25 protein-coding genes and 1 pseudogene are annotated in these 20941 nt (G+C 70.5%); 16 read left to right on the top strand and 10 right to left on the bottom strand.

What is annotated here, in order from left to right; genetic code table 11:
• Nucleotides 1–103 precede the first annotated feature (103 nt).
• Genes DN771_RS04250 through DN771_RS04240 form a run of 3 tightly spaced genes read left to right on the top strand, consistent with a single transcriptional unit; the run spans nt 104 to nt 2129 of the window.
• The gene (locus DN771_RS04250; protein WP_116996066.1) at nt 104–469 is read left to right on the top strand and encodes a GntR family transcriptional regulator; all 366 of its coding nucleotides are present in this window, start codon (nt 104–106) and stop codon (nt 467–469) included.
• Nucleotides 466–1350 carry an ATP-binding cassette domain-containing protein gene (locus tag DN771_RS04245; protein ID WP_205528415.1) on the top strand — a complete coding sequence of 295 codons (885 nt, stop codon included), beginning with the start codon at nt 466–468 and terminating at the stop codon, nt 1348–1350. Before DN771_RS04250 ends, DN771_RS04245 begins: the two co-directional genes overlap by 4 nt.
• Nucleotides 1347–2129: a hypothetical protein gene (locus DN771_RS04240; protein ID WP_116996065.1), complete on the top strand. Its 783-nt coding sequence runs from the start codon at nt 1347–1349 to the stop codon at nt 2127–2129. Before DN771_RS04245 ends, DN771_RS04240 begins: the two co-directional genes overlap by 4 nt.
• A 39-nt stretch (nt 2130–2168) precedes the next feature.
• Here the strand turns inward: DN771_RS04240 and DN771_RS04235 are convergent, their stop codons facing one another.
• The 6 genes from DN771_RS04235 to DN771_RS04210 all read right to left on the bottom strand — a co-directional run bounded on the left by DN771_RS04235 (nt 2169) and on the right by DN771_RS04210 (nt 7539).
• The gene (locus DN771_RS04235; RefSeq protein WP_116996064.1) at nt 2169–2813 is read right to left on the bottom strand and encodes a nitroreductase family protein; all 645 of its coding nucleotides are present in this window, start codon (nt 2811–2813) and stop codon (nt 2169–2171) included.
• A 51-nt stretch (nt 2814–2864) separates the two neighbouring features.
• Nucleotides 2865–3869 carry an agmatine deiminase family protein gene (locus tag DN771_RS04230; protein ID WP_116996063.1) on the bottom strand — a complete coding sequence of 335 codons (1005 nt, stop codon included), beginning with the start codon at nt 3867–3869 and terminating at the stop codon, nt 2865–2867.
• Nucleotides 3866–4741, bottom strand: coding sequence for an N-carbamoylputrescine amidase (gene aguB, locus DN771_RS04225; RefSeq protein ID WP_116996062.1), 876 nt, complete (start codon nt 4739–4741; stop codon nt 3866–3868). Before aguB ends, DN771_RS04230 begins: the two co-directional genes overlap by 4 nt.
• A gap of 122 nt (nt 4742–4863) precedes the next feature.
• Nucleotides 4864–5415 carry an MOSC domain-containing protein gene (locus tag DN771_RS04220; protein WP_116996171.1) on the bottom strand — a complete coding sequence of 184 codons (552 nt, stop codon included), beginning with the start codon at nt 5413–5415 and terminating at the stop codon, nt 4864–4866.
• Entirely contained in the window at nt 5399–6862 is a 1464-nt protein-coding gene (locus tag DN771_RS04215) for a sensor histidine kinase (RefSeq protein WP_116996061.1), read from the bottom strand. The genes DN771_RS04220 and DN771_RS04215 overlap by 17 nt, the downstream gene beginning before the upstream one ends.
• Nucleotides 6859–7539 carry a response regulator transcription factor gene (locus DN771_RS04210; protein WP_116996060.1) on the bottom strand — a complete coding sequence of 227 codons (681 nt, stop codon included), beginning with the start codon at nt 7537–7539 and terminating at the stop codon, nt 6859–6861. The genes DN771_RS04215 and DN771_RS04210 overlap by 4 nt, the downstream gene beginning before the upstream one ends.
• Nucleotides 7540–7642: 103 nt before the next feature.
• Here DN771_RS04210 and DN771_RS04205 point away from each other — a divergent pair, with 103 nt between their 5' ends.
• From DN771_RS04205 to DN771_RS04190, 4 genes are all read left to right on the top strand, one after another.
• Nucleotides 7643–8356: a hypothetical protein gene (locus DN771_RS04205; RefSeq protein WP_116996059.1), complete on the top strand. Its 714-nt coding sequence runs from the start codon at nt 7643–7645 to the stop codon at nt 8354–8356.
• Nucleotides 8356–9438 carry a peptidoglycan-binding protein gene (locus DN771_RS04200; RefSeq protein WP_116996058.1) on the top strand — a complete coding sequence of 361 codons (1083 nt, stop codon included), beginning with the start codon at nt 8356–8358 and terminating at the stop codon, nt 9436–9438. The genes DN771_RS04205 and DN771_RS04200 overlap by 1 nt, the downstream gene beginning before the upstream one ends.
• Nucleotides 9435–10124: an ABC transporter ATP-binding protein gene (locus tag DN771_RS04195; protein WP_116996057.1), complete on the top strand. Its 690-nt coding sequence runs from the start codon at nt 9435–9437 to the stop codon at nt 10122–10124. Before DN771_RS04200 ends, DN771_RS04195 begins: the two co-directional genes overlap by 4 nt.
• Nucleotides 10125–10240: 116 nt before the next feature.
• Nucleotides 10241–11386, top strand: coding sequence for an ABC transporter permease (locus DN771_RS04190; RefSeq protein ID WP_205528414.1), 1146 nt, complete (start codon nt 10241–10243; stop codon nt 11384–11386).
• 30 nt (nt 11387–11416) lie between these two features.
• Here the strand turns inward: DN771_RS04190 and DN771_RS04185 are convergent, their stop codons facing one another.
• A complete protein-coding gene (locus DN771_RS04185; protein ID WP_162941505.1) occupies nt 11417–11803 on the bottom strand; it encodes a gamma-glutamylcyclotransferase family protein in 387 nt (128 codons plus the stop codon).
• 2 nt (nt 11804–11805) lie between these two features.
• The gene (locus DN771_RS04180; RefSeq protein WP_162941504.1) at nt 11806–12504 is read right to left on the bottom strand and encodes a TetR/AcrR family transcriptional regulator; all 699 of its coding nucleotides are present in this window, start codon (nt 12502–12504) and stop codon (nt 11806–11808) included.
• A gap of 128 nt (nt 12505–12632) precedes the next feature.
• Here DN771_RS04180 and DN771_RS04175 point away from each other — a divergent pair, with 128 nt between their 5' ends.
• The 6 genes from DN771_RS04175 (at nt 12633) to DN771_RS04150 (ending at nt 17559) form a co-directional block, all read left to right on the top strand.
• On the top strand, nt 12633–13175 hold the full coding sequence (locus DN771_RS04175) for an HD domain-containing protein (RefSeq protein WP_420810919.1): 543 nt from the start codon (nt 12633–12635) through the stop codon (nt 13173–13175).
• 117 nt (nt 13176–13292) lie between these two features.
• Nucleotides 13293–13892 carry a DUF4262 domain-containing protein gene (locus tag DN771_RS04170; protein ID WP_116996052.1) on the top strand — a complete coding sequence of 200 codons (600 nt, stop codon included), beginning with the start codon at nt 13293–13295 and terminating at the stop codon, nt 13890–13892.
• A 10-nt stretch (nt 13893–13902) separates the two neighbouring features.
• Entirely contained in the window at nt 13903–14811 is a 909-nt protein-coding gene (ligD, locus tag DN771_RS04165; protein WP_116996051.1) for a non-homologous end-joining DNA ligase, read from the top strand.
• Between the two features lie 27 nt (nt 14812–14838).
• Nucleotides 14839–15339 carry a GNAT family N-acetyltransferase gene (locus DN771_RS04160; RefSeq protein ID WP_227462266.1) on the top strand — a complete coding sequence of 167 codons (501 nt, stop codon included), beginning with the start codon at nt 14839–14841 and terminating at the stop codon, nt 15337–15339.
• 142 nt (nt 15340–15481) lie between these two features.
• A complete protein-coding gene (locus DN771_RS04155) occupies nt 15482–16714 on the top strand; it encodes a lipase family protein (RefSeq protein WP_162941503.1) in 1233 nt (410 codons plus the stop codon).
• 158 nt (nt 16715–16872) lie between these two features.
• A complete protein-coding gene (locus DN771_RS04150; protein WP_162941502.1) occupies nt 16873–17559 on the top strand; it encodes a TetR/AcrR family transcriptional regulator in 687 nt (228 codons plus the stop codon).
• On the opposite strand, the pseudogene DN771_RS04145 reads toward DN771_RS04150, so the two are convergent.
• Together DN771_RS04145 and DN771_RS04140 are read right to left on the bottom strand one after the other, a co-directional pair.
• Nucleotides 17553–18708, bottom strand: a pseudogene (locus DN771_RS04145) (acyl-CoA dehydrogenase family protein). The gene DN771_RS04150 and the pseudogene DN771_RS04145 overlap by 7 nt on opposite strands.
• A gap of 68 nt (nt 18709–18776) precedes the next feature.
• On the bottom strand, nt 18777–19331 hold the full coding sequence (locus tag DN771_RS04140) for a MarR family winged helix-turn-helix transcriptional regulator (RefSeq protein ID WP_116996048.1): 555 nt from the start codon (nt 19329–19331) through the stop codon (nt 18777–18779).
• Between the two features lie 128 nt (nt 19332–19459).
• Here DN771_RS04140 and DN771_RS04135 point away from each other — a divergent pair, with 128 nt between their 5' ends.
• From DN771_RS04135 to DN771_RS04125, 3 genes are all read left to right on the top strand, one after another.
• Nucleotides 19460–20026, top strand: coding sequence for a YceI family protein (locus DN771_RS04135; RefSeq protein ID WP_205528412.1), 567 nt, complete (start codon nt 19460–19462; stop codon nt 20024–20026).
• A 5-nt stretch (nt 20027–20031) separates the two neighbouring features.
• Nucleotides 20032–20430, top strand: coding sequence for a PPOX class F420-dependent oxidoreductase (locus DN771_RS04130; RefSeq protein ID WP_205528411.1), 399 nt, complete (start codon nt 20032–20034; stop codon nt 20428–20430).
• A gap of 79 nt (nt 20431–20509) precedes the next feature.
• On the top strand, nt 20510–20890 hold the full coding sequence (locus DN771_RS04125; protein ID WP_116996046.1) for an ACT domain-containing protein: 381 nt from the start codon (nt 20510–20512) through the stop codon (nt 20888–20890).
• Nucleotides 20891–20941: the final 51 nt, after the last annotated feature.

The following is a 20941-nucleotide window of genomic DNA, read 5'->3' as shown; positions in this document are numbered from 1 at the left end:
TCGAATCGTTTCTGGCCGGAAAGGAGGTTGTCAGCGAGACGCCGCTCCTCTATGGTTCATTACATCACTAATGAACCAATCAAGCCCATGAGTTCGTGAGCACATGTTCGATGACCGCACGCCCATCTATCGGCAGATCGCCGACCAGATCCGCGAGGACATCGTCTCCGGGGTGCTCGCAGAAGAGGAGCAGGTGATGTCGACCAATCAGTACGCCGCCTTCCACCGGATCAACCCGGCGACGGCGGCGAAGGCCTTCCAGGGTCTCGTCGACGAGGGCGTCCTGTACAAGCGGCGCGGCGTCGGCATGTTCGTCGCTCCCGGAGCCGCCGAACGCCTGCGAGCGGAGCGCCGCGCCGAGTTCGTCGGCCGCGTGGTCGAGCCGCTCGTCGCCGAGGCCCGCCGCCTCGACCTCCCCCTCGACACCGTCGTCGACGCAGTGCGCGCGGCGTTCGGAGCGCGTTCGTGAGCGGCCTCGCCATCTCCACCGACCGGCTGCGGATGACCTTCGGCGACAGCAACGCCCTCGCCGACCTCACGCTGGACCTCCCCGCCGGGCGGATCACCGGCCTGCTCGGCCGCAACGGCGCCGGCAAGTCGACCCTGATGGCGCTGCTCGCCGGCTACCGACGGGCGTCGGACGGGTCGATTCGCCTCGACGGCGACGATCCCTACGAGAACGGCCGTCTCATGGCCGAGACCTGCCTCGTCCGTGACGCCGTGCCCTTCGCCGACTCCACCACCGTTCGGGGCCACTTCCAGGTGGTCGCGGCCGTGCGCCCGCGCTGGGACCAGGAGTACGCCGACCGGCTGATCGACCTGTTCGAGCTGCCGGCGAGGAAGCGCATCGGCAAGCTGTCGCACGGCAAGCAGGCCGCCGTCTCGGTGATCACCGCGCTCGCCTCTCGGGCGCCGGTCACGATGTTCGACGAACCGCATCTGGGCATGGACGCCCCGTCGCGCTACGCCTTCTACGACGAGCTGCTGGCCGACTACGCCGCTCACCCCCGCACGATCATCCTGTCGACCCACATCATCGACGAGATCGCCAACCTGATCGAGGACGTGGTGATCCTCGACGCCGGCCGGCTGGTGGTGCACGATTCGGTCGACCGCCTGCGGTCCCGCGGCGCCGTCGTCTCTGGCAAGGCGGCCGACGTCGACGACGTGACGTTCGGACTGCGCGTCCTGTCGAGCCGCACGTTCGGCAGCATCAAGCAGGCCGTCGTCTACGACGAGTTCAACGGTGAGTTCGCCCGGCGGGCCGCCTCGCTCGGCGTCGATCTCGAGCCGATCCCGTTGCAGGACCTCTTCATCCACCTCACGAGCCGGGAGCACGCAGCCTCATGATCGGCACCGCTGACCACTCCGACACCTTCGCGGCAGCGTCCGGCGACGACATCGTCGTCGGCAACGATCCCGTCGACCTGGGCACCGCAACGAGCATGACGATGTTCGGCAACCTCATCTGGTTCGGCCCGCTCCTCGCGTTCGTCGCCGTCGGCTACACCGTGGTCGTCGTGTGCGTGTCGATCTGGGGCGAGATCGACACCAGCCTCTGGGTCAGCATCGCCGCCGGTTGGCAACGCTGGCCGATCGGCGTGTGCGGGTTCTTGATGATCGCCACGTTCGCCCGCATGTTCGTCGTCAACGGCGTCACGCGCCGCCGACTCGGCGACGCGGCAACGGTGAGCCTCGTCCTGTTCTCCTTGTTGTCGGGCGTGTACATCACCGTCGGCTTCGTGATCGAACGGTTCGTCTACGACGCCAACGACTGGCCGCACATGAACGACGAGCGCAACCTCACCTATGGGGCGATCGGCTACGGCACGGTGCTGCTCACCTACACGGCCGCCGCGGCCGCCCACTTCGTGAGCGGCTGGCTGCTGGGCGTCCTGTTCAACCGGGACGGCGACATCGTCGTCGCCGTGCTGTGCATACCACTGGCCCTCGTGCCCGCCGCCGTGTGCGAGCTTCTGCTCACGGTGGTCAGCGGCGGTGGGCAGATCGAGGCCCTCGGCGATCTCATGTCGATGTCGCTGTGGATCAGCACCCCGATCACGCTCGCCGTGATCGTCGGCGCCGTCTTCGTCGCCCGGCGCATCACGCTCGACGTCGTCGTCAAGTAGCGGGCCGACGCGGCCCCAGCTCGCAGCGGCCGCTCGTGTTCAGGAGGCGCTGCGATAGACGCTCGGCTGACCGTCGGCCCGCAGGACGCGGACGATCCGGCCGAGATCGACGTCCGGACGGCGCACGTTGGTGTCCTTCGGGAGGTCGGGCGGGCGGTGGCCGAGATTGACCCAACCGAGGAACTCGTCATCGGGGCCCATGTCGAGCACACGCTGAAGCGCGGCACCGCGCCGGAAGGGGCTGCTCTTCCAGATCGCACCGAGACCGAGACGGTCGGCGGCCAGGGTGATCGCGTACCCCAGGCACGACGCCGACGCCACCTGCTCCCACTCGTCGACCTTGGCACAGCGATCGACGCGGGCGACCACGGCGATGAGCGCCGGGGCGACGAACGCCTTCGACCGCAGTCGATCGGCCATGTCGTCGGTGAGGCTGGGATTCGCCTCCCGTCCGGCGTCGGCGAGCGCATCACCGAATGGATGCCGTCCCTCGCCCTCGACGACGACCAGCCGCCAGGGCCGGAGCGCACCGTGATCGGGCACGGTGACCGCCGCCCGCACGATGGCGTCGATCTCCGCGGCGGTGGGGCCGATTGCCGAGAACACCTTCACGCTGCGTCTCGTGAGCATCGCCTCGAGAGCGGCGAGATGATCGGTCGTATCAGGCTGTTCCGTCGCTGTCACCGGTCGGCCAGGCTACTCCCGCAGTCGGCCCGGGACCGCAGCGGTGACCGATTACCCGATCGCAGGGACCTGCTGGGTGATGCAATGGACGCCTCCGCCGCCATAGGCGAGCACCGCGCCCACGTCGATCCCGATCGTCTCGCGGTCCGGGAACTGCTCGGCGATGAGCGCGAGCATGTCGTCGTCGGCATCGTGCCCGCACACCGGGACGATGACCGCGCCGTTCACCACGTAGAAGTTCAGATAGGGCACGGCGACCCGCTCACCGCCGATCTCGGCGAAGGGCAGCACCGGTACCTCGACGACATCGATCGCCCTGCCGGCGGCGTCGCTCGCCCCGCGGGCGCAACGAACGTTCACGTTGCAGCGCAACCAGTCGTCCTCGGCGGGATCGGAACACCCCTGCACGACGAGGCGGCCGGGGGCGGCGAAGGCGGCCACGTTGTCGACGTGGCCGTCCGTGTCGTCGTCGAGGGCGAGCCCGAACGGCAGCCACACGATGGTCGAGACGCCGAGCTCGTCACCGAGGACCCACTCGATCTCGGTCCGGGTCATCCGCGGGTTGCGATTGGGGTGCATCAGGCACTGCTCGGTGGTCACGAGTGTTCCGGCGCCGTCGACGGTGAGCGACCCGCCCTCCATCACCACGGGGATCGATCGCACCTTGTGGCCCGCCAGCTCGGCGTAGCGGCGGGCGATGGCGGCGTCGTCGGCGAAGGGCAGGAACTTGCCGCCCCACGCGTTGAACGTCCAGTCGAGCGCCACCCGCTGGGGCGGGTCGCCGTCGCCGACGACGTAGATCGGTCCGCTGTCGCGGAACCACGAGTCGTCGATCGGCAGCTCGATGACGTCGACCCCGGCGCCACAGCGAGCGGCCGCCCGCTCCCCCGCTCCGGGTGCGGCGATCATCGTCACCGGTTCGAACCCGGCAATCGTGGAGGCGACGAGCGCGTGGGCCGCCTCGGCGCGCGCCATCAGGTCGCCGTAGAGGTCGCTGCGCGCCGGCCAGCACATCACCGTGCACTCGTGCGGTTCGAACTCCGCCGGCATCCTCATGGTTGCGCCGTGGTGCCGTCGAGGGTGAGGAGCGGGCCGTAGAGGTCGGGACGGCGGTCGCGGAACAGGCCCCACGAGTGACGCATCGCCCGGACGGCGTCGAGGTCGAACGTCGCGGTGATCACACCCTCGGCGTCGCGGGACGCCTCTGCGACCTTGGCGCCGGTGGGGTCGGCGATGAACGACGACCCGTAGAACGTGATCGACGTCGTCTCGCCGGCCTCGTGACCGATGCGGTTGGCGGCGACGAGCGGGGTGAGGTTGGCGCCGGCGTGGCCCTGCATCACCCGCTGCCAGTGTCCACTCGAGTCCCAGTCCGGGTCGGGGGGCTCGCTCCCGATCGCCGTGGGGTAGAACAGCACGTCGGCGCCGAGCAGCGCCATGCACCGGGCGGACTCCGGGAACCACTGGTCCCAACAGATGCCCACACCGATCCGGCCGTACCTCGTCGGCCACACCCGGAAGCCGGTGTCACCGGGATTGAAGTAGTACTTCTCGGTGTACCCCGGTCCGTCGGGGAGGTGCGACTTGCGGTACGTGCCGAGCACCGAGCCGTCGGCGTCGACCATCACGACGCTGTTGTACGTGGCGTTGTTGGCCCGCTCGTAGATGCTCAACGGCAACACGACGTCGAGCTCGGCGGCGACCTTGGCGAAGTGCTCGACGGTCGGGTGCCCGTCGACCGGGACCGCCCTGGCGAAGTGCTCGGGCAGCATGTCCTTGCAGAAGTAGGGACCCTCGAACAGCTCGGGGACGAGGATCACCCGGGCCCCGGCGTGCGCTGCGTCCCGGACGAGGCGCTCGGCCGTGGCCACGTTCCCGGCCACGTCGTCGACCATCGCCATCTGCACCGCGGCCACCGTCAGCTCCATGTCGCCACTGTACGGCGGCCCGCCGATCCCCGATTCTCCGCTCCTCGGCTCGACCGATTCCTGTGCTGCTGTGGTTGCAGAAACGCAACCACAGACGGCTGAGAATCGGGTTTTTGTGGGGGTCAGAGCTTGGTGATGAGGGCGCCTGCGGTGATCGTGCCGGGCACGACCACCTTGGCGTTGACACCGCGGAGGCGCATCTCGCTGCCGCGGCCGGTGTTCACAAAGCGCAGGGCGTCGGCGCCGAAGCGGGCGGCGAACTTGGCGCACCCCCTGTGCGGCTGATCGGTGATCTCGATGACGGCCGAGCCGATCGCCAGACGGGTGCCCGGCGGCAGGTTCTCCGGTCCGAGATCGAGGTCGACGTGCAACTGGTCACCGGCGAGCGCCCGGCGGTCGGCATCGTCACCGGCCACGATCCGCGACAGCCGGGCGTTGATGATGTTGAGCTGCATGTCGGGATGCGGCGACCGATCGGGCGTGCGGCTGCTCGGCCGGCGCGACCAGCTGTCGCCGACCAGACCGGTCTCGAGGGACAGCTCGCCCACCTCGAGGATCTCTCGCTGGTCGATCTCCGGGCGGCGCACGATCAGCTCGAGCACGCCACGGTCGGTCGGCGAGGCGGCGATGTCGGCGAAGGCCGTGTCGGCGTCGAAGTCAGCGGTGATCTGCATCGCCACCCATCGTCGCAGAACGAGCCCTACCAACGGGGAGCAGTATCGACACGCGCGCTCCTCCGAGCGGGGAGTCGTCGATCTCCAGGCGCCCATCGTGGACCGCAGCCACCTCGCTGGCCACGGCGAGACCCAGCCCCGCGCCCCCGGCATCCCGGCTGCGCCCCTCGTCCATCCGGACGAACCGTTGCACCACGAGCGAGCGCTGCTCGACCGGGATCCCCGGCCCGTCGTCGTCGACGTGCAGCGCCACCATCGCCCCGGCACCCGTTTCGATCCGCACCTCCACCCTGGACGCGGCGCTCCGCGCGGCGTTGGACACGAGGTGATCGAGCGCCCGGACCAGCGCGGCGCGATCGCCGTCGACCGTCGCGTCGGTCACCTCCGGATCGACGACCACCGCGATCTCGACGTCCGCCCGGTACCGGCGGGCCCCGGCTTCGTGCCCGAGGTCGACGACGTCGACGACGTCGGCTGGCCGGCTCCCTGCGGCTCGCTCCTCGCCGCGCGCAAGCAGGAGAAGATCATCCACCATGGCGGCGAGTCGATCGAGCTCCCCGAGCAAGACCCCGCTCGTCGCCGACCAGTCGCCGGCCCCCGCCTCCGACTCCCTGGCGGCCACCTCGAGCTCGGTGCGCATCACGGCGATCGGGGTGCGCAGCTCGTGGGAGGCGTCCGACACCAGCCGCCGGCTCGACTCGTTGGCGGCATCGAGCCGGCCGAGCATCTCGTTCATCGTCCGGGCCAGCTCGGCGATCTCGTCGGTCGAGCCGGGATCGGCGACCCGCTCGTGCAACGAGTGCGACCCGATCTCGCTCACCCGCCGCGTCATCAGCCGGACGGGACGCAGCGCCCGCCCCGCCAGCATCCAGGCGAGGCCGGCCACGAGGGCGACCAGGGCCGGACCCACGGCCCACAGCAGACTTGTCGTCCGGGCGATCGCGTCACGCACGTCGGCGAGCGGCGAGAACGTGGCGAGTACGCCGCTGCCGGCAACCCGCGTGGTCGCCACGGTGTCGGACCACGACGCATCGCCGGAGGCCATCAGCGTGAGGGCGGCCGACGGTTGCACGGGTCGGGCCTCCCCGAGGATGACCGCCGCGGCGTCCCCGGGCGCATACCCGGACGGCAGGAGGTACGTGATCCGGCGACCGCTGCTGGGATCGAGCCACTGGGCGACGGTGATGCCGTCCGTGCGGCGCACGACATCGACATCGGGTGGCAGCGCCGCAGTCGCCTGGAGCGACGCCGCCTCGGCCTCCAGGGCCGTCGAGTTGGATTCCCGGAGATCGTCGACCAGGCCGTTCTCGAGCGACCGCAGGAGGATGGCCGCGGCGATGAAGAACGTGACGGCGAAGGCACCGGCCGCCAGCAGGGTCACGCGCAGGCGGACGGAGGCCCGAGCACGGTGGAGTGCACGCCGGAGCGGACCGAGCGCCACCGTCACGCCGCCACGTCGTCGACGAGCCGGTAGCCCACGGTGCGCACCGTCTGGAGGCTGGTGCGGGCGAAGGGACGGTCGACCTTCGAGCGCAGGTACCCGACGTACACCTCGACGATGTTCTCGTCGCCCGCGAACTCGAAGCCCCACACCTCGGTCAGCAGCTCGGCCTTCGTGGCCACGCCCCCGTCACGGCGGGCGAGCGCCACCAACAGATCGAACTCCCGCGCCGTCAACACCACCTCACTCGGGCCGCGCCAGCAGCGCCGCTTGGTCGGGTCGACGCTGAGGTCGCCGACGGTGATGACCCCATCGGGCGCGTTCGACGCCCTGCGGATCAAGGCCCGCAGGCGAGCGACGAGGACGACGAAGCTGAACGGCTTGCGCAGGAAGTCGTCGGCGCCGAGATCGAGGCCCTCGGCTTCGTCGTGCTCCCCGATCTTCGCCGTCAGCATCAACACCGGCGTGCGATTGCCCTCCGTGCGCAGCTCCCGGCACAGGGCGTAGCCGTTGAGGCCGGGCAGCAGGATGTCGAGCACGATCGCCGCGTAGGCGTTCTCCCGGGCGCGCCACAAGCCGTCGGTTCCACTGTTGGCCACGTCCACCTCGAACCCCTCGGCCCGCAGGCCGCGACTGATCGCGCCCGCCAGGCGCACCTCGTCCTCGACCAGCAGCACTCGCATGAAGCAAGAGTCTGACGAGGCGCGGACCGAGACGGAACCCCTTCTCAGGGTCTTCTCAGCTGCTCTCAGAGGTCTCTCAGCACCGTTTCGACACGGTGGCGTCATGAGAACACGCCGCCCGATCTGCCTGCTCGCCCTCCCCGTCGTCGCCGTCGCCGCCCTCGCCGCGTGCGGTGGCGACGGCGACCCCTCCGCCGGCGGCGGGGTCGCCACGCTTCCCCCGACCACCGCGCCCGCGCCGACGACCACGCTGGTGCCCACCACGACGTCCACGGACGACGACACCGGCACCGTCGAGCCCGACGCCGTCACTGCGTCCGGTGATGGCGCGGTGGCATCGGCTCCGGCGGACACCAGCGGTCCATCGTCGGATCCCCAGGAGGCGATGCTCGACTACGCCGCATGCATGCGCGACAACGGCGTGGACATGCCGGATCCCGAGTTCACCGAGGACGGCGGGATGATGATGTCGATGGGCGCCGCCGCCGGCGAAGGTCCCGATCCCGAGGAGTACGAGGCCGCCCACGAGGCGTGTGAGCACTTCATGGAAGCGGCCCGGAGCAACATCGAGGTCGACCCCGAGCGGCAGGCCGAGATGCAGGAGCAGATGCTCGAGTTCGCCCAGTGCATGCGTGATCACGGCATCGACATGCCCGACCCCGAGTTCGGCGAGGACGGTGGTGTGTCCATCCAGGTCGGCGGCCCGAACGACGAAGGGGCCGGTCCGCGGTCCGACGAGGAGTTCGCCGAGGCCAGCGAGGCGTGCGGTCAAGAGGGCGGCGCGTTGCCGGCGCTCGCCGTCGAGGAGGCCGGCTGATGAAGCGAGCGGTGATCGCCGGCGGAGCCGTCGTCGCTCTCGGGGCCGCGACCGCCGCCGGCTTCCTGATCGCCGGGGGCACCGGTGAGGGCGCGTCCGCCGACACGGAGGTCGACGGCGGCGACGGCGGCGCGGCCCTGGCCGGACTCTCGTTCACGCCGATCACGCGTCAGGATCTCGTGCGCAACGAGGAGCTCGACGGGACCACCGGGTACGGCGACGCGTCACCGCTCGTCCTCGTGCTCGAGGGAACGCTCACCAAGCTGCCCACGGCAGGCGACGAGATCTCGGCCGGCGACGTGATCGCCGAGGTCAACGGTCAGCCCGTGATCGCCGCCGACGGCGCGGTTCCGCTCTGGCGCGAGCTGTCGGGCGGCGTCGAGGACGGCCCGGACGTCCTGCAGGTCGAGCAGATGCTGGCCACCCTCGGCTACGCCGCGGAGCACGATGTCACCGTCGATGACGACTGGACGAGCGCGACCACCGCGGCGGTCAAGGCGTTCCAGGAGGACCACGGGCAAGATGACGACGGCGTGATCGACCTCGGCGAGATCGTCTTCATCGACGGCACGGTGCGCGTGGCCGACGTCGGCGGCGTGGTCGGCCAGGCGAGCAGCGACGCCGAGATCGAGGTGACCAGCGTGACACCGATCGTCAGCATCGATCTCGACGCCGACGACGCCGGCCTCCTCGAAGCCGGCGACGCGGTCACCGTCGAGCTCAGTGACGGGACCGAGGTACCCGCCACGGTGACCGACGTGGGTGAGGCGACGACCGATGAGCAGGGCACCACCACGATCCCGGTGGAGGTGAGCATCGACGACCCGGCCGTTGCCGAAGCCCTGTCCACGGGCACACCGGTCGATGTGCTCGTCGGCGTGACCGAGGCCGAAGGGGTGCTCACCGTGCCGGTCGAGGCCCTGCTCGCCGTCGCCGACGGCGGGTACGCCCTCGAGCTGAAGGACGCGACCGGCACCCGTCTCGTCGGCGTCGACATCGGCACGTTCGCCGACGGCCGCGTCGAGGTCAGCGGCACCACCGAAGAGCTCGCCGAAGGCGCCGAGGTGGTGATCCCGTCATGACCGTCCCCGTGCTCGAGCTGTCCGCGGTGACCAAGCACTACGGAGGCACACCACCGATCAGGGCGCTCGACGGCGTCGACCTCGCCGTCGAGGCCGGCGAGTTCGTCGTGATCGTCGGACCGTCCGGCTCCGGCAAATCGACGCTGATGAACGTCGTCGGCGCCCTGCACCGGCCGACGACCGGCTCGGTTCGTATCGACGGCGGCGACATCAGCCGCCTGCGCGACTCGCGGCTCACCGCGCTGCGCGGCCGGCGCATCGGATTCGTGTTCCAGCAGTTCCACCTCGTCGCCGGCATGACGGCCAGGGAGAACGTCGCCGACGGACTGCTGTACACCGGCGCGTCGCGCCGGGAACGAATCCGCCGGGCCAACGAGGCGCTCGAACGCGTCGGGCTGGCCGACCGGGGCGACCACAAGCCGGGACAGCTGTCCGGTGGCGAACGCCAACGCGTCGGCATCGCCCGGGCCCTCGTCGGCGACCCTTCGATCATCCTCGCCGACGAACCGACGGGGAACCTCGACTCGCGGACGAGCGCCGCCATCATGCAGCTGCTGGTCGATCTCCACCGGGCCGGGCGGACGATTGTGCTCATCACGCACGACCGCGACATCGCTCGCCAGGCGCCGCGCGTGGTGTCCATCCTCGACGGACGCATCGTCACCGACGAACGGAGTGCGGCATGAGGATCCGCCGACACCGCTCCGCGGGCCCGACTTCGGGCGGCCATCTTCGCCCAGGCGACCGCTCCCACCTTCGCCCAGGCGACCGCTCCCATCTTCGCCCAGGCGACCTGGCCCGGGTGGGGGTCATCGGGCTGCGGATCCGCAGGCTGCGAACGGCGCTGACCGCACTCGGCATCGCCATCGGGATCGCCGCGATGGTCGCCGTCGTCGGGATCTCGTCGTCGAGCAAGGCCGATCTGATCGCCGAGATCGATGCACTGGGCACCGACCTGCTGCGGGTCGCGCCGGGTCGGACGATGTTCGGCGAGGACGTCACCCTCCCAGAGCAGGCCCGTGGCATGGCCGGGCGCATCGGGCCGGTCACCGTGACCGCCGGCATCACGGGTGTCGATGCCACGGCACGCCGCACCGACGCGGTCGACAGCAGCATCACCAGCGGCATCCAGGTCCTCGCGTCCGACCTCGGTACGCTCGCCGCCACCGGCGCCGAGTTGACCGACGGGCGATTCCTCGACGCCGCCAGCGAGGACGTCCCGACCGTCGTGCTCGGCGCCAAGGCCGCGCAGCGGCTCGGTATCCGCAGTCTCGACGGCAACCCGCGCGTGTACATCGGCGGCGGGTGGTTCGCCGTCATCGGGATCCTCGACGACGTTCCGCTCGCTCCCGAGCTCGACTCGGCAGCCCTGATCGGCTACCCGATCGCCGAGGAGCTCTTCGAGACGACACGGTCACCGTCGACGCTGTACGTGAGGACCACCCCCGAACAGGTGGAGAACGTGCGGGCCGTCCTCGCCCGGTCGATCCGCCCGGACGCACCGTCGGAGGTCGACGTGTCCCGACCCTCCGATGCCCTCGAGGCTCGGGCCAAGACGGACGAGGCCCTGCAGACGCTGCTCCTCGGCCTCGGCGGCGTGGCACTCGTCGTCGGCGGCGTCGGCATCACGAACGTGATGGTCATCTCCGTGCTCGAACGGCGCAACGAGATCGGGGTGCGTCGGGCCCTCGGAGCCAAGCGGCTGCACATCGCCGGCCAGTTCCTCGCCGAGGCGGGAATGCTCGCCACCCTCGGCGGCATCGCCGGGGTGTCGCTGGGGGCCGGCGTGACCGCGGCCTACGCCCGCAGCCAGGGCTGGCTCGTCGACGTGCCCGTCAGCGCCCTCGCCGGCGGCGCCGCGGCGGCGCTCGCCGTCGGCCTGGTGGCGGGCGTCTCCCCCGCCATCCGGGCCGCTCGTCTCGACCCCGCCGACGCCCTGCGGGTGTGAGTCGTCGGGGTGGGGAGCCAGCGGCTCCCGTCACGCCTCGAGCGCCGGATCGACCATCGACCAGTCGGCGATCCGCGTGAGTCCTGCCACCGATCGGGTGAAGTGGTAGGCCCACGCCGCCTCGCCCCCGGTGGTCGTGACGCGCACGCGGCGCAACTCGTCGGTGGCCGTGTCCTCGACCTCGTCGATCAGCTCGAGACACGTGTCGAGCTGGCCGGCGTCGAGATCGACGAGCACGCCGGGCACGGTCGGGCCGGCCGCCGGCGATCCGTCGAGCACGGCGACGGGCCACCCGTTGCCCGAGTCGAACAGGGTGCCCGGAACGGCCGCCGACCGGTGGGCCGTGACGAACGGCTGCAGATGCGGCCAGCGGAGCCGCCCGGGCATCAACGTCCCGTACACGAACAGGCGGGTCATGTTCAGGCGTGGTCGCGATGGCCGTGCGGTGGATCGCCCGGGAGGTGCGTGCCGCTGATGCCGGTCCACGCGAGGTCGGCGAGGTAGTCGACGACCGTGGCGCGCGGCACCGACGGATTGGCGATCCACCATCTCGACGTCATCGTGACCATGCCGACGATGGCGCGCCCCCACACCTCGGCGGGATCGGCGCTGCGACCGGCGTCGGTGAGCGCCTCACGGATGGCGCCGGACACGTGCTTGCCGACCTCCTCGGTGAACGCCACCGTTGCCGAGTCGCTCAGCCGGCTGTCCTGGTCGACGATGAACCGGTACAGCTCGGGATCGCTGTCGATGTACTGGAAGAACGCGTCGATGGTGCCCCGGATGCCGGCACGCGAGCCGGCGAGGCGGGCTTCACCGACCTTCTCCTCGAGCAGGCGGGCGAGCTCGGCGAGGGCCAGTTCGGTGATGGCCGACACGAGGCCGTCGCGGTCGTTGAAGTGGCGGTAGAGGATCGGCTTGCTGATGCCGCCGGCGGTCGCCATCTCCTCCATGGTGGCGTCGGCTCCGTCGCGGCGGATGACCTCCATCGCCGCCGTGAGCAGTTCGCCGCGGCGCGCGGCGCGACGCTCCCGGAGCCGCTCGCGCTTGTCGGTGGATCTCGACGTGCTCGGCACATCGAAATTGAACCATGCGCCGCACCCCTGCCGGAACTTCATACGACATCGGTACTGACACTGGGCCGATCGAGGAGTACGTTCGTTCCATGACGACCACCACGGACTCTCCCCCTGTCGAAGGTCAGCACACCGGCGCCGCCGAGCGTCCCCGAGCGACATTCACGGCGATGGTGGACGGCACCCAGGAGGATTGGAGCCGGATCGCCGAGGCCAGCCTCGAGTTCTATCCCGGGCTCGCCGACAGGGTGACCGATCATCTGCGCCTGCTGGGCGGCGATTTCGGCGGCTTCAACGTCGACCGCCTCACCCACTCGCTGCAGACGGCGACACGGGCGGCTCGCGCCGGGCGGGACGACGAGTACGTGGCGTGTGCGCTCCTGCACGACATCGGCGACACGCTCGGGTCGTACAACCACGCCGACATCGCCGCCGCCGTGGTCAAGCCGTTCGTGAGCGAGGGCTACCACTGGATGGTCGAGCAGCACGGCATCTTCCAGGGCTACTACTTCTTCCACCACCTCGGCCTCGACCGGAACATGCGCGACCGGTTCGCCGGCCACCAGTACTACGACCTGTGCGCCGAGTTCTGCGCGGAGTACGACCAGCCGGCGTTCGACCCCGACTACCCGACGATGGCGCTGGAGGAGTTCACGCCGTTGCTCCGCGACTTCTTCGCCTCGCCGAAGCAGAGCATCTACAAGGCGGACTGAGCTCCGTCGCCGGCCGGCGCGCTCGGCCGGCCCATTGAGGACCGGCCGGCCCTCGAGGACCAGCGGTCATCGGCATCATCCGCGACCACTGTCACACCCGTACGTCATGATCGGGACATGACGAGCGCCACCAGCTACCCGGCCGGACATGGCAGCGAACTGATGCTGTGGATCGCCTCCGTCATCCACTCCCACGGCATCGCCGTGTTGAACATCGGCTCGGGCGACTGCTCGGTGCCCGGATGTGCCTGTAGCGCCGCGCCGGTGCCGTGGAGCTACTCGATCGGCTTCCACGAGCGGGCCCATCCCGAGGTCGTGGTGTTCGGCTGCGAGCCCGATCGGGCGGTCACCATGCTCAACTGGGTGCGCCGTCGCGAGCTCACCGAACGGCCCGTCTCCGACGGTGCGATCATCCTGCTCGACGGCAACTGGGTGCGCTTCGATCGACTCCCCGCCGACTGGATCACGGGTCGCGACGATCCGATGGGCACCTGGTTCGCCCACTACGGCGTCGGCGTCGATCACGTCGAACCGCCGAGCGTGATGCAACTCGTCTGGGCCGACGAGGCGGGCCGCTTCCCCGACGAGGACGGATGCGACCCCGATGTGGTCGCCGCGCAGCCGGTGGGCGCGACGCTGCTCGGCGACTGGGCCCACAGCGCGATCGCGCCGAGATCACGACGGACTCGCCGGTCCCATCGCCGGCGTCCCGGCTGACCGCCCTGCGATGGCGCCGCGGTCACAGCGCGTCGAGGTGGACGGACGCCACCTCACCGTGTCGAACCTCGCCAAGCCGCTGTACCCGAACGGCTTCACCAAGGGTCAGGTGATCGACTACTACGCGCGCATCGCCCCCGTGATGGTGCCCCACCTCGCCGGCCGCTGCCTCACGCTCAAACGCTTCCCCGAGGGCACCGATCGTGCCGGGTTCTTCGAGAAGCGCTGCCCGTCACACCGACCGGACTGGGTCCCGGTCGCACCGGGACCGAGCGATCGCCGGGGCGGCATCGACTACTGCCGCATCGAGGAACCGGCCGCGCTCGTCTGGGCGGCCAACCTGGCGGCGATCGAACTGCACGCGCCGATGGCGGGCCACGAACATCAGGAGATGCCGCGCGCGGTCGTGTTCGACCTCGACCCGGGTCCGGGCACCGACATCGCGACGTGCTGCACCGTGGCGGGCCGCGTGCGGGAGGTCCTCGCCACGGTCGGGCTCGACGCGTGGTGCAAGACCTCGGGCTCAAAGGGTCTCCAGGTGTACGTACCGCTCAACGCGCCGGCACCAACCCACGAGGCGACCGCCGGATTCGCCAAGGCCGTGGGCACGGTGCTCGAGCGCCAGACGCCCGCCGAGGTGACCACCACGATGGCCAAGTCCGAGCGCCCGGGGCGGATCTTCGTCGACTGGAGCCAGAACGCGTTCCACAAGACGACCGTCGCCCCGTACTCGCTCCGGGCCCGGGCCGAGCCCACGGTCTCGACGCCGGTGACGTGGGACGAGGTGGAGGCATGTGCTACCGGCGAGGCCCTGCTGCGCTTCGACGCAGGCGAGGTGCTCGATCGCGTGGAACGGCTCGGCGACCTGTTCGGGTCGGTGCTCACGCTGCAGCAGCACCTCCCCGCCGCCGACGGCTGACGGACCGGCGCCCGCTACGTTCCGACCGTGACGAGTTTTGCCATCCGTCCGGTCCAACCTGGTGACATCGACGCCGTCTTGGGCCTGGTTCACGAGCTGGCGGCGTACGAGCGTGAGCCAGATGCCGTGGAGATGACCGCCGAGCAGCTGCGCGCCGCCCTGTTCGCCCCCGACGCCCAGCTGTTCGGACACGTCGCGGTCGACGGTGCCGACGCGGGCGGACCGGTGATCGCCACGGCCCTGTGGTTCTGCAACTTCTCCACGTGGCGCGGCACCCACGGCCTGTACCTCGAGGACCTGTTCGTGCAGCCCGCGCACCGGCGCCGCGGCATCGGCCAGGCGCTGCTCCAGACGCTGGCCGCAGTCTGCGTCGAGCGCGGCTACCAGCGTTTCGAGTGGTCGGTGCTCGACTGGAACACCCCGTCGATCGAGTTCTACCGCTCGCTGGGAGCCGAGTCGATGGACGAGTGGACGAGCTTCCGCCTCACCGGTCCTGCGCTCTCCGCGCTCGCCGCCGCCACGACCTGAACGGGCTGCCCGCCCGGCCCGCGATGAGCGATGAGGCCGCCGGATGACCTCATCGCTCATCGCGGTGCCGTAAGACCCCATAAGGCATGAGATGAGGCGTTGCCCGATGCGCCGGTCGGGCGATCGGCGCATGATCGTCGGCATGGGACGACACGCAGCACTCCACCCGTACCGCACGCTCAGCGCCCTTGCCCTCGGCCTCGGGTGCACTGCGGCCACCCTGCCGAGCCTCGGCACCGCGGCCGCCGCAGCCCCTCCACCGGCGGCCGCACCGGTCGAGTTCGCCATGGACGATCCGGCGTTCTACGACACCCCCGACCCCATCCCGGCCGGCAACCACGGCGAACTGCTGCGCTTCCAGGCGATCGACACGGCGTTCGAGGACAGCTGGCGCATCATGTACCTCTCGACGACCGTGTCGGGCGCCCCCACCGTCGTGACCGGTCTCGTGGCCGCCCCCGACGATCGCCCGCCGTTCGGCGGGTTCAACGTGCTCCTCCACGGCCACGGCACGATCGGCGTCGCCGACAAGTGCGCACCGTCGCGAGTCCTCGAAACCGCCGACGACGAATACGCCTACGACTTCGAGTCGGCCGCCAATGCGACCAACCAGGGCTGGGCCGTGGTGTCGACGGACTTCGAGGGTCTCGGTGGCCCCGGACGACATCCGTATCTCGTGGGCATCAGCGAAGGCCGCAGCATGCTCGACGCCGGCCTCGCCGCCCGCCAGCTGCCCGGCCTCTACCTCTCCGATGTCACCGGTATCGTCGGGTTCTCCCAGGGTGGACACGCCGCCCTGTGGGCCGCGCAACTGGCACCCGAGTGGACGCCGCAGCAGCCGATCATCGGTACGGTGCTCGGCGCCGCGTCGAGCGAGGTCGTCGAGTTCGCCCGCGCCGGCGTCAACGACCCGGCCGCGGCGGCCCTCACGGTGTCGATGATCGGCGGCCTGGCTGCGGCCTACCCCGAGGCCGAGGCGGCGATCGGGTCGGTCCTCTCCCCCGCCGGCCTCGAGCTGCTCACCCTGATGGACGAGCACTGCTTCGACGAACCGGTCGCGATGCCCCAGGGCGCACTCGTCGCTGCCGACCCGACGGCGGTCGAACCGTTCGCCTCCCTCCTCGCCGCCAACACGGCTGGCACGGTCGCCATGGCGACACCGATCCTGGCCTTCCACGGCGATGCCGACCAGAACGTCCCGCTCGTCACCAGCGACACGATGACCGCTCGGCTGTGTGCCGCCGGCCAGGTGATCGAGCGCCGGATCCTGCCCGGCGGGTACCACGCCGCGGCCGCCGCGGCGGCCTACAACGACGGCACCACGTGGCTCACTGGACTCGCCGCCGGCACCGGCGCCGCCACCAGCACCTGTTGAACGCGTCGACCCCCGTCGTCGACTGCTCCCCACCCGGCAGGATCCGGGCGCGCTGATCGCTCTACGATCCGATGATGGTTCGGGACGGGGCGGGTGAGGCGCCCAACAGGCCGCTCAGGCTCACGCCCGCGCCCGCGGAGCCGCACGCGGCCGGCACGATGCGCACACCCCGTACCGGCAGGGGCGAGCGCACCCGACAGCTGCTGCTCGCTGCGGCCCAGGAGGAGTTCTGGGAGCGGGGCTACCTCTCGACGCGCGTCGCCGACATCGCGGCACGGGCGAACGTCTCCCACGGCACCTACTACACGTACTTCGCCGACAAGGAGGCCGTGCTCTGGGCCCTCGCCGAGGCGCTCCACACGCACATCCTCGGCAGTACATCGGGCGTCGTGGCCGATGCCGGCGGTGACCCCGTGCGCACGATCGAGCTGGCCAATCAGCGCTATCTCGAGTTCTACGTCGCCAATCGCAAGACCCTGCGGTTGATGGACGAAGTCTCGTCGTTCGACGCCAAGATGCGCGCGGCGCGGCGCAAGACGACGATGAGCGTCGTCGCGCGCATCGGTACGGCCCTGCGCCGGTTGCAGGCTGAGGGACGGATCGATCCCGGCCTCGACGTCGACGACACGGCCCTCGCCCTCGCCATCATGGTCGGCCAGTACGCCTTCATCAGCGTGACGATGATCGGCACGATCGACACGACCCGGGCGGCGCGGACACTCACCACCCTGTGGGCACGCGGCATCGGCCTGGAGGTGCCATGGGGCGAACCCGCCGATGGTGAGGTCGCCCCCGAGCAGGCCACCGTGGCGTCACGAGACCGGGCGGACGCCGGGATTCAGTAGCTCTTCGGGAGACGCAGGACGTTCTGGGCGATGTAGTTGAGCGTCATCTCCTGGCTCACCGGGGCGATTCGTTGGAGGCGCGCCTCGCGCCAGTAGCGCTCGTGATACTCCACGGCGTAGCCGAGGCCGCCGTGGGTCTGCATCGCCTGGTCGGCGGCGAACCATGCCGCCTCGGCGGCGAGGTACTTGGCGGTGTTGGCCGCCTCGCCGCTCGGCCGGCCGGCGTCGTAGGACGCCGCGGCCGACAGGGTCATCGTGAGCGCGGCACGGAGCTGCATGTGGGCGGCAGCCAGCGGATGAGCGATCGCCTGATTGGCTCCGATCGGCCGGCCGAACACCTCCCGCTCGCCGGCGTAGGCGACGGCTCGGCGCAGCGCCGCCTCGCCGATGCCGCAGGCGACGGCCGCGAGCAGGATCCGTTCCGGGTTCAGGCCGTCGAGGAGGTGGCGGAAGCCTCGGCCTCGTTCGCCGACGAGCCGCCACTCCTCCACGGGGAGGTCGTCGTAGAAGACCTCGCACGAGCTCACGGCGTTGCGCCCGAGCTTGGGGATGGGTCGGATCGTCACGTGGGCCGGGTCGAGGTCGACGAGGAACAGCGACAGCCCGTCGAGGTCGCCGGGCTCGCCATCGGTTCGCGCCAGCAGCAGGCACACCTCGGACTCCTCGGCCTTGGACGTCCAGATTTTGCGACCCGAGACCGTCCAACCGCCGTCGGCGGGCGTCGCCCGCGTCGAGACCCGTGATGTGTCGGTGCCGGCGTCGGGTTCGGTGACGCCGAACGCGACGTGCAACTCGCCGCGGGCGGCGCGCGGGAGGAACGCATCCTGCAGTCGCCGGTTGCCGTGCTTGACCACCGGGTTGAGCCCGAACATCGTGAGGTGCAGGGCGGTCGACCCGTTCATGCCGGCTCCCGAGGCGGCGACCCGGTTGAGGACCAGGGCGGCGTCGCCGATCGTGCCCCCTCCGCCCCCGAACTCCTCGGGGATGACGACACCCAGCCACCCGGCGCCGGCCATGGCGTCGTAGAACGCCCATGGGAACTCGTGGTGGCGGTCGGCACTCGGACCAGTACGTGTCGTCGAACCCGCTGCAGATCCGCTCGACGGCCTCGACCACGGCGAGCTGCGGCGGCTCCAGATCGATGGGCATCGGCACGACCCGGAGACTAGGTGCCGGCCGCGGCCGGTCCGGTGGCGGGCGGTTCGCCCGGCGACGATTCAGCAGGCCGCGTCGGGACAGCTGCCGTCGTCACCGCCGCAGACGGCCTCACGGGGGCAGCCGGCTTCCATCGCGTCGACCAGCTCGGCGAGCGTGCGGGCGAACTGCGCGCGGTCGGACGGCGAGAGCCGGTCGAACAGCGCCATGATCTCCCCGAACCGCGGGGCCAGTGACTCGTCGGCGGCGGCGAGGCCGGCGTCGGTGAGCTCGAGAATGGTCGCTCGACGGTCGGTGGGATGGCCGACGCGGCGCAGCAGGCCGTCGCTCTCGAGGGCGTCCGCGACGGCCGTGAGGTTCCTAGCCGTGAGGCCCAGGCCTTCGGCGAGCGGCCGCATCGTGCTCGGTCCCTGGCAGTGCAGCGTCTCGAGCACACGCAGGTGCGGGTAGGAGAACCCGCCGGATCCCTTGCCGTCGAGGAAGCGGGCGAATCCGCGGGCGAACCTCGCCGACAGGTCGAGCAGCTCCCGACCCTCGACGGTCACATCGGCGCGGGCCGCGACGTCATGGACGGTGTCGGTGACCGTGCCCGTCGCGATGTCGGCGTCCGTGGACATGAGTCCACGATAGCCGACACTGCTTCGGAGGACTATGTTGCACACAATAGTTCCCTTCGTTACTATTGTGCCGGACGGTGTCACCGCCGCCAGTACCGGTCAGTCACTCACCCCCAATGGAGCCCCCGATGTCTACGTCCGTGTCCCCTTCGTCCCTCCCCCTCGCTGCCGGCGCCTGGACGCTCGATCCCGCCCACTCCGGAGTCAACTTCAAGGTCCGCCACCTGGGCCTCACCAATGTCCGCGGCCGCTTCAACCAGTTCGACGCCAACCTCCAGGTGGGCAACGACCTGGCGAGCACCACGTTCGGCGCGACCATCGACGTCAAGTCGATCGACACCAACAACAGTGATCGCGACGGGCACCTGCTGAGCACCGACTTCTTCGCCGCCGAGAACAACCCGCACATCGCGTTCCAGTCGAGCGAGATCCGCGACCTCGGCGACGGCGAGTACGAGGCCGACGGCACGCTCACCATCAACGGCACGTCGAACCCGATCACGCTCAAGGTGGAGCACACGGGCGTGCAGGTGCACCCCGGTGACGGCAAGGAGCGGGCCGGTTTCGTCGCCACCGCCGAGGTGCTGCGTGACGACTTCGGCATCGACTTCAACATGCCGCTCGGTGTCGACAAGTTCGCCCTCGGCAAGAAGATCGCGGTCGAGCTCGACATCCAGTTCACGCCCGCCGGCTGAGCGCCATGTCGAGTCCGATCTCGATGCCCGCCAGCCACGCCGATCTGGTGGACGCCCCCGGTGTCGCCGCCCTCAGCACGGTCGGTGCCGACGGTTACCCCCAGACGACGGCGATCTGGTTCCTGCGCGATGGCGACGTTGTTCGCACGTCCCTGACGCGTGGTCGCCAGAAGACGAAGAACCTGACGGCCCGGCCGAAGGGCACCCTGTTTTTCGTCGACCCGGCGAACCAGTACCGCACGCTCGAAATCCGCGCCGACGCGACGTTCGAGGACGACCCTACGGCGGCCTTCCTCGACACGGTGCTCGGCCACTACGGCGTCGATCCGGCCACCTTCCCCGCCCCGCGCGAGGACCGGGTGATCGTCACGTTCACCCCGACGAAGATCAACGTCAACGGCTGAACGACAGCACGATCCCACGTCCACCGGCACCGGCGAGGGCCCCGGAATCGGGGCCCTCGCCGCCGCGCGACAATGCGGGATGGCAAGCGACCTGTTGATCAGGGTGGCCAACGAGCCCGGGGCGTTGGCCCGGGTCGCGGCCGCCGTCAGCGATGCCGGGGTGAACCTCGCCGCGGCCACGTGCACGCGTCCCGGCGAGAGCGCCGAGCTGCACGTGCTGGTCAAACACGCCGAAGCCGCCAAGCACGCGCTGGCGACCGCTGGCATCGCCGTCACCGCCGAACGGGAGGTCGTCGTCGTCGAGACCGACGACCGTCCCGGCGCCCTGGCCGACCTCGCCCGCACGGTCGCCGCGGCCGGCGTGAACCTCGATCTGCTCTACCTCGCCACGCACACCCGCGTCGTCTTCGGCTCTCCCGATCTCCCCGCCCTGCGCGCGGCCCTCGGCGTCACGGAGTGACGCGAGACAGCACGGCGTCACGGAGTGACGCGAGACGGCACGGCGTCACGG

It is taken from the genome of Desertimonas flava (assembly GCF_003426815.1).
Classification (GTDB): Bacteria; Actinomycetota; Acidimicrobiia; order Acidimicrobiales; family Ilumatobacteraceae; genus Desertimonas; species Desertimonas flava.
This window is presented reverse-complemented; position numbering and strand designations above follow the sequence as displayed.

Coding starts and splice junctions, on each gene's coding strand:
- DN771_RS04250 (WP_116996066.1), top strand. CDS start 104: ATGTTCGATGACCGCACGCCCATCTATCGGCAGATCGCCGACCAGATC.
- DN771_RS04240 (WP_116996065.1), top strand. CDS start 1,347: ATGATCGGCACCGCTGACCACTCCGACACCTTCGCGGCAGCGTCCGGC.
- DN771_RS04230 (WP_116996063.1), bottom strand. CDS start 3,869: ATGAGGATGCCGGCGGAGTTCGAACCGCACGAGTGCACGGTGATGTGC.
- aguB (WP_116996062.1), bottom strand. CDS start 4,741: ATGGAGCTGACGGTGGCCGCGGTGCAGATGGCGATGGTCGACGACGTG.
- DN771_RS04220 (WP_116996171.1), bottom strand. CDS start 5,415: ATGCAGATCACCGCTGACTTCGACGCCGACACGGCCTTCGCCGACATC.
- DN771_RS04210 (WP_116996060.1), bottom strand. CDS start 7,539: ATGCGAGTGCTGCTGGTCGAGGACGAGGTGCGCCTGGCGGGCGCGATC.
- DN771_RS04205 (WP_116996059.1), top strand. CDS start 7,643: ATGAGAACACGCCGCCCGATCTGCCTGCTCGCCCTCCCCGTCGTCGCC.
- DN771_RS04200 (WP_116996058.1), top strand. CDS start 8,356: ATGAAGCGAGCGGTGATCGCCGGCGGAGCCGTCGTCGCTCTCGGGGCC.
- DN771_RS04195 (WP_116996057.1), top strand. CDS start 9,435: ATGACCGTCCCCGTGCTCGAGCTGTCCGCGGTGACCAAGCACTACGGA.
- DN771_RS04185 (WP_162941505.1), bottom strand. CDS start 11,803: ATGACCCGCCTGTTCGTGTACGGGACGTTGATGCCCGGGCGGCTCCGC.
- DN771_RS04180 (WP_162941504.1), bottom strand. CDS start 12,504: ATGAAGTTCCGGCAGGGGTGCGGCGCATGGTTCAATTTCGATGTGCCG.
- DN771_RS04175 (WP_420810919.1), top strand. CDS start 12,633: ATGGTGGACGGCACCCAGGAGGATTGGAGCCGGATCGCCGAGGCCAGC.
- DN771_RS04170 (WP_116996052.1), top strand. CDS start 13,293: ATGACGAGCGCCACCAGCTACCCGGCCGGACATGGCAGCGAACTGATG.
- ligD (WP_116996051.1), top strand. CDS start 13,903: ATGGCGCCGCGGTCACAGCGCGTCGAGGTGGACGGACGCCACCTCACC.
- DN771_RS04155 (WP_162941503.1), top strand. CDS start 15,482: ATGGGACGACACGCAGCACTCCACCCGTACCGCACGCTCAGCGCCCTT.
- DN771_RS04150 (WP_162941502.1), top strand. CDS start 16,873: ATGCGCACACCCCGTACCGGCAGGGGCGAGCGCACCCGACAGCTGCTG.
- DN771_RS04140 (WP_116996048.1), bottom strand. CDS start 19,331: ATGTCCACGGACGCCGACATCGCGACGGGCACGGTCACCGACACCGTC.
- DN771_RS04135 (WP_205528412.1), top strand. CDS start 19,460: ATGTCTACGTCCGTGTCCCCTTCGTCCCTCCCCCTCGCTGCCGGCGCC.
- DN771_RS04130 (WP_205528411.1), top strand. CDS start 20,032: ATGTCGAGTCCGATCTCGATGCCCGCCAGCCACGCCGATCTGGTGGAC.
- DN771_RS04125 (WP_116996046.1), top strand. CDS start 20,510: ATGGCAAGCGACCTGTTGATCAGGGTGGCCAACGAGCCCGGGGCGTTG.